The sequence below is a fragment of the Rhodococcus sp. OK611 genome, assembly GCF_003050885.1.
In the GTDB taxonomy this organism is placed as follows: domain Bacteria; phylum Actinomycetota; class Actinomycetes; order Mycobacteriales; family Mycobacteriaceae; genus Rhodococcus_G; species Rhodococcus_G oryzae.
The window spans coordinates 137,743-150,965 of record NZ_QAOZ01000002.1; the positions used below are offsets into that span (position 1 = coordinate 137,743).

General features: G+C 65.2%; 13 protein-coding genes. 11 read left to right on the plus strand and 2 right to left on the minus strand.

From position 1 onward, the window contains the following. From C8K38_RS02510 to C8K38_RS02550, 9 genes are all read left to right on the plus strand, one after another. The gene (locus tag C8K38_RS02510; RefSeq protein WP_097210106.1) at window positions 1-1,557 is read left to right on the plus strand and encodes a class I adenylate-forming enzyme family protein; all 1,557 of its coding nucleotides are present in this window, start codon (window positions 1-3) and stop codon (window positions 1,555-1,557) included. A 92-nt stretch (window positions 1,558-1,649) separates the two neighbouring features. Next, window positions 1,650-2,780 (plus strand): alpha/beta hydrolase family protein, encoded by a 1,131-nt coding sequence (locus C8K38_RS02515; RefSeq protein ID WP_097210107.1) that lies wholly within the window; start codon window positions 1,650-1,652, stop codon window positions 2,778-2,780. A gap of 333 nt (window positions 2,781-3,113) precedes the next feature. Next, a complete protein-coding gene (locus C8K38_RS02520; protein WP_097210108.1) occupies window positions 3,114-3,680 on the plus strand; it encodes a VOC family protein in 567 nt (188 codons plus the stop codon). 329 nt (window positions 3,681-4,009) lie between these two features. Beyond that, complete coding sequence (locus C8K38_RS02525; protein WP_097210109.1) at window positions 4,010-5,419, plus strand: ABC transporter substrate-binding protein; 1,410 nt, start codon at window positions 4,010-4,012, stop codon at window positions 5,417-5,419. An 83-nt stretch (window positions 5,420-5,502) separates the two neighbouring features. Beyond that, window positions 5,503-6,543 carry an ABC transporter ATP-binding protein gene (locus tag C8K38_RS02530; RefSeq protein WP_097210110.1) on the plus strand — a complete coding sequence of 347 codons (1,041 nt, stop codon included), beginning with the start codon at window positions 5,503-5,505 and terminating at the stop codon, window positions 6,541-6,543. Further along, a complete protein-coding gene (locus C8K38_RS02535; protein WP_097210111.1) occupies window positions 6,540-7,406 on the plus strand; it encodes an ABC transporter ATP-binding protein in 867 nt (288 codons plus the stop codon). The genes C8K38_RS02530 and C8K38_RS02535 overlap by 4 nt, the downstream gene beginning before the upstream one ends. Continuing rightward, a complete protein-coding gene (locus C8K38_RS02540; protein ID WP_097210112.1) occupies window positions 7,406-8,347 on the plus strand; it encodes an ABC transporter permease in 942 nt (313 codons plus the stop codon). The genes C8K38_RS02535 and C8K38_RS02540 overlap by 1 nt, the downstream gene beginning before the upstream one ends. 35 nt (window positions 8,348-8,382) lie before the next feature. Continuing rightward, the gene (locus C8K38_RS02545) at window positions 8,383-9,282 is read left to right on the plus strand and encodes an ABC transporter permease (protein WP_373560221.1); all 900 of its coding nucleotides are present in this window, start codon (window positions 8,383-8,385) and stop codon (window positions 9,280-9,282) included. Between the two features lie 61 nt (window positions 9,283-9,343). After that, entirely contained in the window at window positions 9,344-10,120 is a 777-nt protein-coding gene (locus C8K38_RS02550; RefSeq protein WP_097210114.1) for an IclR family transcriptional regulator, read from the plus strand. An 80-nt stretch (window positions 10,121-10,200) separates the two neighbouring features. On the opposite strand, the gene C8K38_RS02555 is transcribed toward C8K38_RS02550, so the two are convergent. Next, window positions 10,201-10,962: an HAD-IIA family hydrolase gene (locus C8K38_RS02555; RefSeq protein WP_097210328.1), complete on the minus strand. Its 762-nt coding sequence runs from the start codon at window positions 10,960-10,962 to the stop codon at window positions 10,201-10,203. A 97-nt stretch (window positions 10,963-11,059) separates the two neighbouring features. Continuing rightward, window positions 11,060-11,512 carry a C40 family peptidase gene (locus tag C8K38_RS02560; protein WP_257017016.1) on the minus strand — a complete coding sequence of 151 codons (453 nt, stop codon included), beginning with the start codon at window positions 11,510-11,512 and terminating at the stop codon, window positions 11,060-11,062. 252 nt (window positions 11,513-11,764) lie between these two features. Between C8K38_RS02560 and C8K38_RS02565 the strand changes: the two genes are divergently transcribed. Both C8K38_RS02565 and fgd read left to right on the plus strand, forming a co-directional pair. Then, window positions 11,765-12,106 (plus strand): YidH family protein, encoded by a 342-nt coding sequence (locus tag C8K38_RS02565; protein WP_077040504.1) that lies wholly within the window; start codon window positions 11,765-11,767, stop codon window positions 12,104-12,106. Between the two features lie 101 nt (window positions 12,107-12,207). Continuing rightward, on the plus strand, window positions 12,208-13,215 hold the full coding sequence (gene fgd / locus C8K38_RS02570) for a glucose-6-phosphate dehydrogenase (coenzyme-F420) (RefSeq protein ID WP_097210116.1): 1,008 nt from the start codon (window positions 12,208-12,210) through the stop codon (window positions 13,213-13,215). The last annotated feature ends 8 nt before the right edge of the window (window positions 13,216-13,223 follow it).

Here is a 13,223-nt window from a genome sequence, read left to right on the forward strand (position 1 = left end):
ATGAATCTTGCTGGACCACTCCGGTACTGGGCGAAGCGCGACCCGGAACGCATGGCGATCGTGATGGGCGATCGCGAACTCACGTGGGCACAACTTGACGACCGGACCTCGAGGCTGGCGCAGGGGCTGCGCGGCCTCGGCGTTGGGCTCGGCGATCGGGTGGCGACGCTGGTCCCCAACTCTGTCGAATTCTGCGAGACGGTGCTGGCATGTTTCAAGTTGGGCGCCATTTTCGTGCCGCTGAACTACCGACTGGCACCCGCGGAGCTGGCCGAAATCATCGACCGCAGTGGTACGACGACCATCGTTGCAGACCGCGGGATGCTGGACCCGCTCCTCGAGTACGAACAGTCAGTCGGCCGGCTTCGGTGCATCGTGACAACCGCGCCCCGCCAAGGCGAGAGCCTGTTCGAAGAGGTCGTCAGTGCATCCGCGCCCGAGGATCCGTTGGCAGATTTCGCGGGGGACCATCCGGCGTTCATCTGCTATACGTCGGGAACGACTGGCGTACCCAAGGGTGCGGTGCTCAGTCACCGCAATGTGCTCGCGGTGTGTGCCGAGCGGATCGCAATTGATGCGTGGAACTCGACCGACAGCACGTACTTCCCCTATGCGCTGGCCTTCACCGGCGGACTCATCGCGATGTGGATGCCGCTCTACTCTGTCGGTGGTCAGACCGTCCTCGAAGCCGAGTTCGATCCGGAACTGACCCTCGAGGTCTTCGAGCGTCGCAGGATCACCCAGTTCATCGCGGTTGGATCGATCCTCGAGGCGCTCACTCAGGCCACAACCTTCGAGACAACCGACCTGTCCAGTCTGCGGATGCTCGGCACCGGTGGCCAAGCCATCTCCGTGGCGATGTTGCAGGCGTTCGGGCGCAGAGGGCTGCACGTGTGCCAAGGCTACGGATTGACCGAAAGCGGTGGGTTGTGCCTGTCGCTGTCGGGCGAGATGGCGGAGGCGAAATTGGGGTCCACCGGTATCCCGACGCCGCAGACCACGGCCAGGGTGGTGGACGTTTCAGGCGAGGACGTTGCCCCGGGTGAGATCGGCGAGCTGTGGTTGCGCGGGCCTCAGATCATGGAGCGGTACTGGGAGGATCCGACGGCAACGAGCGACGCGATGGTCGGCGACTGGCTCCGTACCGGTGATCTCGTGAGGCAGGACGACGATGGTTACTTCTACGTGGTCGACCGTGCGAAGGACATGTTGATCTCAGGAGGGGTCAACATCTACCCCGCGGAGATCGAGCGCGTGCTCGCCGGCTACCCCGGGATCAGCGAACTCGTGGTCATCGCCGCCCCCGACGAGAAGTGGGGCGAGGTGCCGGCCCTGATCGCGCGACGAGACCAGCATTCAGGTGAACGTCCGAGCGCCGACGAACTGATCGAATACTGCCGTCAGCATCTGGCTCGCTACAAGGCTCCCAAATATGTCTTGTTCCAAGATGATCCGCTCCCTCGCGGCTTGTCCAACAAGATTCTCAAGAGTCAGGTTCGTGAGCAGAGCCTGAGATTGCTCGGCCTCACTGTGGAGGACATACCGAGCACGGCATGACGACGAACTCGTGGAGCCGCCCTCGCTCGTCCTGTTCCTGACCGGCGCTCCCGTTCAACAGATCCGAACGCTTGATGGAGGCATGAAAACACATGACGCAGCTCTCGGAGATCGAGACCATGTTCGTCGGCCTGGCCGCGCCGGGGCAACCCAGGGCCGGGGCCGGCGGCTGGCCCTGCCAGGGCGTCTACCACCACCCCCGGGGAACTCGGCCGAAGGTTGCCGTGATCGCAACCCACTACAACGTCGACTTCTCTCAGCACTATCTGGCCGACCACCTGGCTGCACGCGGAATCGGGTTCTTGGGTTGGAACACCCGGTTCCGCAACGATCCGTTGCACTTCCTGCTCGATCGGGCGCTCGTCGACATCGGGGTCGGGGTGAGGTGGCTACGCGAGGAGATGGGCGTGGAGTCGCTGATCATCCTGGGCAACTCCGGCGGGTGCTCGCTGATGGCGGCGTACCAGTCACACGCGACCACCCCGAATGTCGTTGCCCTACCGGGGATGCGCCCAGCGCCCGGGCTCGACGACCTGACAGCGGGCGACGCCTTCATCGCCCTGGCCGCACACCAGGGTCGCCCTGACGTACTGACCAGTCAGCTCGATCCTGCGGTCATCGACGAGAACGACCCCACACTGACCGATCCCGAACTCGACCTGTGGAACCCCGAGCGAGAGAGACCGTTCACTGCCGAGTTCCTGACCCGCTACCGGGACGCGCAGCGTGACCGCAACGCACGGATCACCGCGTGGGCCAAGTCGGAGTTGCGGCGCGTTGCGACCGTCGGCCAGCGCGATCGTGTCTTCACGGTGCCGCGGACCTGGGCGGACCCACGCTTCGTGGATCCGACCATCGACGCCAACGGTCGCAAGCCGAACTGGTGCTACCACGGTGAGCCCAAGCAGTCGAATGGCTCGACATGGGGTTTGGTTACCTCGTGCACGCTGCGAACATGGCTCTCGATGTGGAGTCAGGAGACGTCGCAGTGCAACGCCGGTCCTCACCTGGCAAACATTTCGGTGCCGAGTTTCGTCGTCAGCGGCGCTGCAGACACAGGGGTGTTCCCCAGCGATGCCGAGGCGCTCTTGGGCGGCTTCGCCTCGGTGGACAAGGGCGCTGTGGTGATCCCGGGTGATCACTACTTCGACCGGCCCACCGACACCCGCCCGGACGTCGCTGACGTGATTGCTGAGTGGATCGGACAGCGTTTTCAGCTGTAGGGCTCCGACTGCGTGGGGCGACCGCCGACCCACCGCGCAGCTACGCCAGCTCGGCTCCCCGGTCGGCGCGTTGAGGCGCCGTCTAACCTGTGGATTCGCTGACACCGAAAATCGTTGTAGCAGAACCTATTCAATGTTAGATCCAAGGTTCTTGGACCCGTGGCCAACGGTCCACCGATCGAGGTGTGCACACCGTCGGCACCAGTGGCAGGTCGGGAAGGCCGGCCCGCGACACGCGCTCGGGAAGGTCGTTCGGTGAGTGGCGTCGTCGACGGCTGGCGCGTCTCCGGATGACATTCGAATGACAATCGATCCAAAGGAAAGGTAAATTAATTGAGTAACAACAAGTTTGAGATTGGCGGAGTATGTCATCTGGCGCTCGTGTGTGAGGACATGGAACGCACCGTCGACTTCTACACGAATGTGCTGGGCATGAAGCTCTCCAAGACCATCGCCCTGCCCAAGGGAGGGCAGCACTTCTTCTTCGATATGGGAGGCGGCCAGTTCCTTGCGTTCTTCTGGTTCGACGGCGCCCCGAAGAAGAGCCCCGGTATCGCCTCTCCGATCGCTCTGCCCGGGGCCGGCGACATCGCGACCGCACATGGATCGATGAACCACGTGTCGTTCAAGATTCCGGCCGACAAGTTCGAGGAGTACAAGTCGAAGCTGGAGGCGGAGGGAGTCGAGACTGCGCCGATCCTGAATCACGACGACAGCAAGTGGGGCTTTTCCCCGGAGCTTCACGACGGCACATACATGAGGTCGATGTACTTCTTCGATCCCGATGGAATCCTGCTCGAGTTCGCGGCCTGGACGCGGGAGCTGCGCGACGACGAGGTCGAACATCTGCCCGTCGGCAAGGACGGAGTTCCCTCGGGCGTCGAGGCGACGTCGCGATGACCTTCGGTCGATCGTCGGGAAGATCGGTCCTGCCGAGTCAAGGTGACTGAGCTCTAACAATTTTCGCTGAACTTCTCGAGAGCCGTACAGCGGTCCTGATGGGCTCTCATCTCGGCATGTTTCGCCCACACACTGCACTTCTGCGAGAGGAATGACCCGTGAGATCTCTGGGTGTAAAAGTCTGTGGTACCGCTGTGGTTCTTGCTTTGGCGGTGACTGGATGCGGTGGCCAACCCGCCGCGCAACCGGGAACAGCTACGGGGCTCGAGGCGTCCGATGCCAACCCGGCCGGGCATCTGCGGGTGGGTTACTTCCTCCCGCCTCGACCGGTGGATCCCCACACGGTTCCGTCGACCGTCGCGGCATATCCGTACCTCACGCCGCTCTACGACCGCCTCACCCAGATCGTGAACGGTGAGCAGGGGGCGGTGCTCGCCCCGATGGTTGCGACCCGGTGGGAATTCGGGCCGGACGGCCGATCCGTCACCTTCACCCTTCGTGACGACGTCACCTTCTCTGATGGAGCGAAGCTCGATTCGGTAGCCGTGAAGGCCTCGCTCGAACGTGCCATTCATCTACCGGGATCGACAGTTTCGAGCTTCTTCTCGATGATCGAGGGCATCGACGCTGTCGATCCGTCGACGGTGACGATACGAACGAACCGGCCTGCCTCGGACCTGCCGTACGTCCTGTCCGGGGTCGAGGGGATGCTCATCAGTCCCAACGCCGTGAACAACCCGGATCTCGACCTGCGTCCGGTCGGATCCGGCCCGTACAAACTGGACACCCTGCGCGTCGGTGATTCGGTCTCGTACGTGCGGAGGGAGGGGTATTGGGACCCGTCCGCGCAGTTGCCGGAGCGGATAACCATCACCGGTTTCGCGGACGGCAACGCGCGAATCAACGCGTTGCGTTCCGGCCAGATCGACCTCGCATACGTCATGCCCGTCGACTACACCCAGGCGTCGAATCTCGGTCGTGGATACGACCTCTACTCCTACCCGCCCTCCACGGAGTATGTGGTGAATGTCAACACGAACTCTGCCGACATGGCTCGGCCGGAGGTTCGTCAGGCGCTGAACTTCGCGATAGATCGGGAAGGCATCAACAAGTCGATCATGCACGGTCAGTGCACGCCCAATCCGCAGGCCGCCACGCCAGGAACCGTCGGATACCTCGACGAGCCGCCGATTCGATACGACTTCGACCCCGAACGAGCCCGGCAGATTCTCGAGTCGGCGGGCGTGGGCAACCTCGAGATCGAGATGCTGGCACCGTCACGGGTTTCACCGGTGGTCGAACTCGCGACCGCGGTGCGATCCCAGTTCGAAGACATCGGGATCAAGGTGAACTATCAGGAAGTCGATCAGGCTGAGATGAATTCGCGGTTCGCACAAGGAAACGCGTACGACGCGGTCCTCAACGGGCGAGTGCCACGGGCGAGTTCGCTGCAGTCGTTCCAGTACTGGTACCGGACGCCACAGCTGTTCCCCGGACCCCGTCCGGCCGGCTTCGACGAGACCTTGGATCAAGCGTTCGACCCGGCCCTCACCGAGGATCAGCGCGCACAACACCTCGAGGACACCGCGGCGATCGCAACCGAGCAGGCAATGAACGTCTTCATCTGCGCCACCCCCACTCAGTTCGCATATTCCGACAAGGTCATCGGGGCAACTGAGATGGCGATGTCCCAGATCCAAGGTGTCCCCGACCTCCGTCACGTCGGCGTGGCGAAGTAGCCCGCACACCTCTAGGCGTTGCAGTCCCTTCTTTGCCGCAGGCCCACAGGGGCCGCAGGCACTCAGAGTTCGGGAGTTGTTGCATGAGTATCGATGTCGTTGGACGCCTGACGTCGGCGCCCGCTGATGCAGAGCCGGTATTGCGAATCGAGGGGTTGTCCGTGGACTTCGTCACCGACCATGGGTGGACCCGGGTGGTCGACGGAATAGATCTGTCGATTCCGGCGGGTTCGGTTGTCGGTGTAGTGGGGGAGTCCGGGTCTGGAAAGACGGTGACGTCGCTCGCGGCGATGGGGTTGCTGCCCTCCGCGACGTCGAAGATATCGGGGTCGATCCGGGTGGCCGGCCGTGAGTTGGTCGGCATGACCGATCGCGAGCTGGCGGATGTGCGCGGCACGGAAGTGTCGATGATCTTTCAGGAACCGCGCCGCAGCTTGGACCCGGCCTTCACGGTCGGGTCGCAGATCGCGGAGGTCGTGCGCAGGCACGAACGGGTGGGTCGGAAGGCCGCCTGGGCACGAGCGGTGGAGATGCTCGATGCCGTGGGGATCGACGATGCTACGCGACGCGCCGACGCCTACCCGCACGAGTTCTCCGGTGGGATGTGTCAGCGGGTGATGCTGGCGATCGCCATGGTGTGCCGACCGAAACTGCTGATCGCCGACGAGCCGACCACCGCCCTGGACGTCACCGTGCAGGCGCAGATGCTCGACCTGATGCGTGAGGTGCAGCAGCAGTTCGAGGTTGCGATCCTGTTCATCACCCACGACCTCGGAGTCGTCGCGCAGATGTGTGACGCCGTCAACGTGATGTACGCCGGACAGGTGATCGAGTCCGCACCGGTCGAGGATCTGTTTCTGTCCCCGCAGCACCCTTACGCCCAGGGCCTGCTCGATGCGATCCCGGATCACCGGGACCGGTCGGCTCCGCTGCAGGCGATCGCGGGAGCGGTACCTGCGCCGTGGGACTGGCCGGATTCGTGCCGGTTCGCGCCGAGATGTCCCCACGCGGGTCCGGAATGCGACGCCGGTCCCGTACCACTCGCGGGTGCGGCGGCCGAGTCCACGCGTGCGGTGCGATGTGTTCGTGCGAATGATCTGGTGTTGGAGGGGATCACGGGATGAGACCGCTGCTGGAGGTGTCGGATCTCGTCAAGACCTATCCGGTGAAGCGGAACCTGCTCGGTCGGGTGCGTGAACGCACCACGGTGACCGATCGTGTCTCCTTCACCGTCGAGAGGGGCGAGACCGTCGGGATCGTAGGGGAATCCGGTGCAGGCAAGTCCACCGTCGGCCGTCTTGCACTGCGATTGATCGAACCGGACTCGGGATCGATCGTGTTCGACGGTCGCGATGTTCTCGGTCTGTCCAGGGCGGAGTTGCGTGAGTTCCGGCAACGGGCTCAGATGATCTTCCAGGATCCGTTCTCGTCTCTCGATCCTCACATGACCATCCGCGAGGCGGTCGGTGAGCCGCTCACAATCCACCGCGGTTTGAAGGGGATGGAACGCGACGCCGCGGTGACCGACTTGCTGGCGCGGGTCGGGCTGCGGGCCGACCAGCTCGACAAGTACCCACGTGAGTTCTCGGGCGGACAGTTGCAGCGCATCGCGATTGCGCGCGCGCTGGCCACCGAGCCGGATTTCATCGTGTGTGACGAACCCGTGGCGGCACTCGACGTCTCGATTCAGGCGCAGGTGCTCAACCTGCTCATCGACCTGCAACGCGAGCGAGGACTGGCATATGTGTTCGTCTCGCACGACCTGTCGCTCGTGCGGTTCCTCGCGCACCGCGTCGCCGTGATGCGCAAGGGTGTGATCGTGGAGATGGGCCCCACCGAGCAGGTTTTCACCGATCCGCAGCACGCCTACACCAAGACCTTGCTGGAGGCGATCCCGGATCCGCGGGCGCACTTCCTCGGCAGACGAGCCGAAGCCGGCGCGGTTCGTGCCGCGTCGGCGATGGTCGGCACCGCAAAGGAGTCCTGATGGTGACCCTGATCGCCAAGCGGATCGCCTCGGCGATCCCGATGTTGTTGTTCGTCAGCTTCTTCGTTTACGCGCTCGTCGACCTCGTTCCGGGGGATGCGGCGACGGCGCTGGCCGGTGACAATGCCAGCGCCGAGCAGATCGAACAGACCAGGCAGGCGCTCGGGCTGGACCAACCGTTGATCGTGCGGTACCTCGACTGGCTCGGTGGGGCGCTGACCGGAGACCTGGGGACCTCGCTCTACAGCACTCAGTCGGTGGTGCAGATCATCGCCGAACGGCTTCCGGTGACCCTCTCGCTCACACTCGTGACGATGATGATCGTGGTGGCCGTCGGACTGCCGGCGGGCATCGCCGCTGCGGTGCAGCCGAACTCGTGGTTGGACCGGGGTCTGACCGTGTTCTCGAGTGTGGCAATCGCGGTGCCGCCGTTCATCGTTGCGTTGGCGTTGGTGATCCCGCTGGCAATCCTCAGCCCGATCTTCCCCGCCACCGGATACGCGAAGCTCACCGACGGAGCAGGTACGTGGCTGCAGCATCTGATCCTGCCGGCGATCGCGATCGCCGCCATCTCCGCTGCCGAACTGGCGCGGCAGACCCGCGCCTCGCTCGTGGACGTGTTGGGCAGGGACTTCATTCGCACTACCCGTTCCAAAGGCCTGCTGGAGAGCACGATCGTCGGCAGGCACGGCCTCAAGAACGCCGGCGTACCGATCGTCACGGTGCTGGGCCTGCAGGTCTCGCGGGTCCTTGCCGGTGCGGTGACCGTCGAGTTCGTGTTCGCGCTCCCGGGGCTGGGCACACTCGCCGTGAGCTCCGTCTTCTCTCGCGACGTCCCGGTGATCCTCGGCATCGTCATGGTCTGCGCGGTATTCATCGTGGTGATCAACGTGATCGTCGATGCCACCTACGGCTACCTCAATCCTCGCGTCCGCGTCTGAAAGGCCTGGCCATGATCAGCACAACCGCTGCTGGGGTGATATGTCCGCCCAATCGCTTCGTCCATTTCTGGACCACCAGTCGCCCACTCCGTTTGCTGCGGAGCAACCGGATGGCGATGGTCGCCTTGGGATTCCTCGTCGTTGTGATGCTGCTGGCCGCGTTTGGCGGCCAGCTCGCACCGTACGATCCGAATGCACAGGATTTGTCGAACAGCTTCGCCCCGGCCGACGGAGCGCACGTGCTCGGGACGGACCTGTACGGCCGCGACAATCTCAGCCGACTGCTGGATGCAGCGTCGGTGACGTTCGCGGCGATCGTTCAGGCCGTCGGCGTCGCCGCGCTGTTGGGAATCCCGTTCGGATTGCTCGCCGGGTTGCTCGGCGGCGCGGTCGGGGCGGTGCTGTCGCGGATGTCCGACGCGTTGCAGGCGCTGCCGCCTCTGATCCTGGCCATCGCCATCGTCGGTATCCTCGGCCCGGGGCTGACCAACGCGATGCTCGCCATCGGTATCGTGCTTGCCCCGTCACTCTTCCGTCTCGCTCGCGGAGCTGCCGAGTCGGTGGCCACAGAAACCTACATCGAGGCCTGCCGGGCACTGGGATGTTCCCAGTGGCGGCTCCTGTGGCGACATGTGCTGCCCAACGCCGCATCGCCGATTCTGGTACAGCTCACATTTTCTGCCGGCGTAGCCATTGTCGCCGAAGCATCGTTGAGCTTCCTCGGTCTCGGCGTGCAGGCACCGCAGACATCGTGGGGCAGCATGCTGCGCGATGCGTTCGACAATGTCTACACCGACCCGACTGCACTCATCGCTCCCGCGGTCATGATCGTTGCCACCGTTCTTGCGCTGTCCACCTTCGGCGACGGTCTGCGTGACGCCCTCGAAGGCACCGGCACCACCCGCAAGATTCGCCTACTCACCCGGAACAAGTGACAATCGGCCGCGCGAAACTGATTCTGGCAGCCCGGCTGTCGGTTGCCTCTATACTGCCGAGGTGAAAGCCACGGTCAACGATGCCGGTCGTCCGCAGTACCCGATCGAATCCGTGGACAATGCGCTGCGAATCCTGTTGTTGCTGGGTGAGCGTCGCACTCTTCGTCTCACCGAGGTGAGTGAGTACCTCTCGGTCGCCTCGTCCACGGCGCATCGTCTGCTGGCGATGCTGCAGTATCGCGGGTTCGTTCGGCAGAGTGATGGGGCGAAGACGTATGAGCCCGGTCCAGCGCTGACGACGATCGCTTTCGCGGTGCTGCGTCAGAGTGATGTGCGTGCCCGGCTTCATCCGCTCCTCGAACGACTTTCGGCCGAGGTGGGCGAGACGGTTCATCTGAGCCGACTGGACGGGACGGCTGTGACCTTCATCGACGCGGTCGAGAGTCGTCAGGCGGTCCGCGTCGGTGCCCGCATGGGTATCACGATGCGGGCGAGCTGTACTTCGTCGGGGAAGGCGCTGCTCTCGCTGCTTGATGACCAGGCGTTGCGGGAAATGTATCCGTCGCCTCGTCTCGAGGGCCTGACGGGGAACTCGGTCACCAAGCGATCGGTGTTGCTCCGACAGGTCGCTGAGGTTCGCGAGAACGGTTATGCGACGAGTATGGAGGAGAGCGAGGCAGGCGTGGCCTCGGTAGCGGTTCCGCTGGGCGAGTATGCCGCCGCGCGGTATGCGTTGAATGTGTCTACTCCGAAGGACCGCATGTTGGACGCGAACCGAGCGGAGATCGTGGCGGCCCTGCGCAAGACCGCGGACGAGGCCGCAGAGTATTTCCTCTGATCAGATCGCTAGGCGGCTCCGCCGCCCGTGCGTGGTTGACGAGTCCCTGGACTCGTCAACCACGCACGGGCGCGCAGCGCCTACTCGAACGGGTTCGCGGTGCGGCCGACGAGGTCGGCCACCGACTCGATGACCCGTGTCGGCCGGTAGGGGAACATCTCGACCGATGCGCGGGTGGAGATGCCGGTGAGCACGAGGATGGTCTGCAGGCCGGCCTCGAGGCCGGAGACGACGTCGGTGTCCATCCGGTCGCCGATCATCAGGGTGTGTTCGGAGTGCGCGCCGATCGCCCGCAGCGCCGAGCGCATCATCAACGGGTTCGGCTTGCCGACGTAGTACGGCTCCCGCCCGGTGGCCCTGGTGATCAGCGCCGCGACCGACCCGGTCGCGGGCAGCGAACCCTCGCGCGACGGCCCGGTCGCGTCCGGGTTGGTGGCGAGGAACCGAGCGCCGCGCTCGATCAATCGGATCGCGGTGGTGATCGCCTCGAATGAGTAGGTGCGGGTCTCGCCCAGCACCACGTAGTCCGGATCCCGATCGGTGAGCACGTACCCGATGTCGTGCAGCGCGGTCGTGAGCCCGGACTCGCCGACCACATATGCGCTGCCATTCGGGCGCTGGGTGCGCAGGAAGGTCGCCGTGGCCAGCGCCGAGGTCCAGATCGCCTCCTCGGGGATGTCGAGGCCGGTCTGCACGAGGCGGGCGCGCAGGTCGCGGGGAGTGCGGATCGAGTTGTTGGTCAGCACCACGAACGGGGTGCCTGCCGTCTGTAGCTCGGCCAGGAACTCGTCGGCCCCCGGGATCAGGTGGTCCTCGTGGACGAGGACGCCGTCCATGTCCATGAGGTAGGTCCAGCCGGTGGTCTGCTCGTCGGTGGTCACGGGTCAATTGTGACCTGTGCGCGCCCCTCCCGTGTTTGTCGCCGAGTCCGGACGGTCGTCAGAATCGGCGGACCTGGTTGATCGGGGGCAGTTCGGACAACGGGGTCAGCCCGATCGGCACGCCTGCTCCGTAGGCATTGAAGACCTGCCCGAAGCCCGCGTAGATGCCGACGTGGTCGTTCGCGGTGCGGAACGTGATGATGTCGCCGGGCGCCATCGCCCATGCGGGGACGGAGTTGCCGGCCCACGCCTGCTGCTGGCTGACCCGCGGCAGCTGCACCCCGGCCTGCCGGAACGCCCACTGGGTCAGGCCAGAGCAGTCCCAGGCGTTGGGGCCGGTGCCGCCCCAGAGGTAGGGCTTCCCGGTCTGGGTGGTGGCCGCTGCCAGCGCGATGAGACCCGCGGGGCTCGGGACGGGCAGGGCGAACTCGGAGCTGCCAGCGCTCCCCGAACTGCCCGCGCTCCCGGAGCTGCCAGGCTGGGCCAGGGCCGGTGCGACGGGCAATGTCACGAGGCAGGCCGCCACTGCCGTCCCGGCGAGTGCTCTGCGTAGGTACTTCCCGGATCTGCCGTTCGTTGTCGATGGGGTCACGGAAATGTCCTCCTCGGTGGGGCACCTGGGAATAGATCTCTGACACCTTGGATCACAGAACAGTCGCGGAGTGTTACAGGTCACTGCACAGTGTGGCCCACAGCGCAACAGTCCGGGGGCGAACCGGCGCGGATTCGACGCCTGCGCGCCTGCCGGTGCGAAGATCACCCGGTGGCGGAAATCGAGCGGCCCGATGAGCGGTTCACCCTGGCGAGCGAGCGGACGTTCCTGGCGTGGATGCGGACCTCGCTCGGGTTCCTTGCCGGTGGCATCGCCATGGTCCACCTGGTGCCCGACTTCAGCACAGGGTGGGTGCGCACCCTGCTCGGGCTCGTGCTGATCCTGCTGTCCGTCGCGGCCTCGCTGGTCGGGATGCGACGCTGGCTGCAGGTCCGGCACGCGCTCGAGCGCGGAGCGCCGATGCCCGAGGCCAGGGAGTTGTGGCTGTTCGCGGTCGCCGTGTCGCTGGTCGCGGGGTTCACCGTGGTGGTGACCGTGATCGGCGCGCTCTGAGCGGGCGGCGTCGAGGCGAACCCGACCCCCCGTGGCGGGCCGAGAATGTCCCGTGCATAGTGAGTCTCGGTTGTGACGGGTAGCACTCGCTAGGAGGAACGGTGGCTCTCAAGCTCGGGTACAAGGCTTCTGCGGAGCAGTTCGGGCCGCGCGAGCTGGTGGAACTCGCCGTCCTGGCCGAGGCGCACGGGATGGACTCGGCCACGGTGTCGGATCATTTCCAGCCGTGGCGGCACAACGGTGGGCACGCGCCGTTCTCCCTCGCCTGGATGACCGCGGTCGGCGAGCGCACCACGACGCTGCAGCTGGGCACCTCGGTGATGACCCCGACCTTCCGCTACAACCCGGCCGTCGTGGCCCAGGCGTTCGCGACGATGGGCTGCCTGTACCCGGGACGCATCATGCTCGGCGTCGGCACCGGTGAGGCTCTCAACGAGATCGCCACGGGCTACCAGGGCGAGTGGCCGGAGTTCAAGGAGCGGTTCGCGCGGCTGCGCGAGTCGGTGCAGTTGATGCGCCAGCTGTGGACCGGCGAGCGCACCGACTTCGAGGGCGAGTACTACCGCACCACCGGCGCCTCGATCTACGACGTCCCCGAGGGCGGCATCCCCGTGTACATCGCGGCAGGCGGCCCGGTGGTCGCCCGGTACGCGGGCCGCGCGGGTGACGGCTTCATCTGCACCTCGGGCAAGGGCATGGACCTCTACACCGAGAAGCTGATGCCCGCGGTGTCCGAAGGACTCGAGAAAGCGGGGCGAAGGTCGTCCGATATCGACCGGATGATCGAGATCAAGATCTCCTACGACACCGACCCCGAACTGGCCCTGGAGAACACCCGGTTCTGGGCGCCGCTGTCGCTGACGCCCGAGCAGAAGCACTCCATCGAGGACCCGATCGAGATGGAGGCGGCCGCGGACGCCCTGCCGATCGAGCAGGTCGCCAAGCGGTGGATCGTCGCCTCCGACCCCGACGAGGCGGTCGAGCAGGTCAAGCAGTACACCGACGCGGGCCTGAACCACCTGGTCTTCCACGCCCCCGGCCACGACCAGCGCCGGTTCCTGGAGCTGTTCGAGCGCGACCTGGCACCGCGGCTGCGCAAGCTCGGATAGCGCGGGCC

Excerpts from the sequence above, each read along its gene's own strand:
- C8K38_RS02510 (WP_097210106.1), top strand. The coding sequence starts at position 1 with ATGAATCTTGCTGGACCACTCCGGTACTGGGCGAAGCGCGACCCGGAA.
- C8K38_RS02515 (WP_097210107.1), top strand. The coding sequence starts at position 1,650 with ATGACGCAGCTCTCGGAGATCGAGACCATGTTCGTCGGCCTGGCCGCG.
- C8K38_RS02530 (WP_097210110.1), top strand. The coding sequence starts at position 5,503 with ATGAGTATCGATGTCGTTGGACGCCTGACGTCGGCGCCCGCTGATGCA.
- C8K38_RS02535 (WP_097210111.1), top strand. The coding sequence starts at position 6,540 with ATGAGACCGCTGCTGGAGGTGTCGGATCTCGTCAAGACCTATCCGGTG.
- C8K38_RS02540 (WP_097210112.1), top strand. The coding sequence starts at position 7,406 with ATGGTGACCCTGATCGCCAAGCGGATCGCCTCGGCGATCCCGATGTTG.
- C8K38_RS02555 (WP_097210328.1), bottom strand. The coding sequence starts at position 10,962 with ATGGACATGGACGGCGTCCTCGTCCACGAGGACCACCTGATCCCGGGG.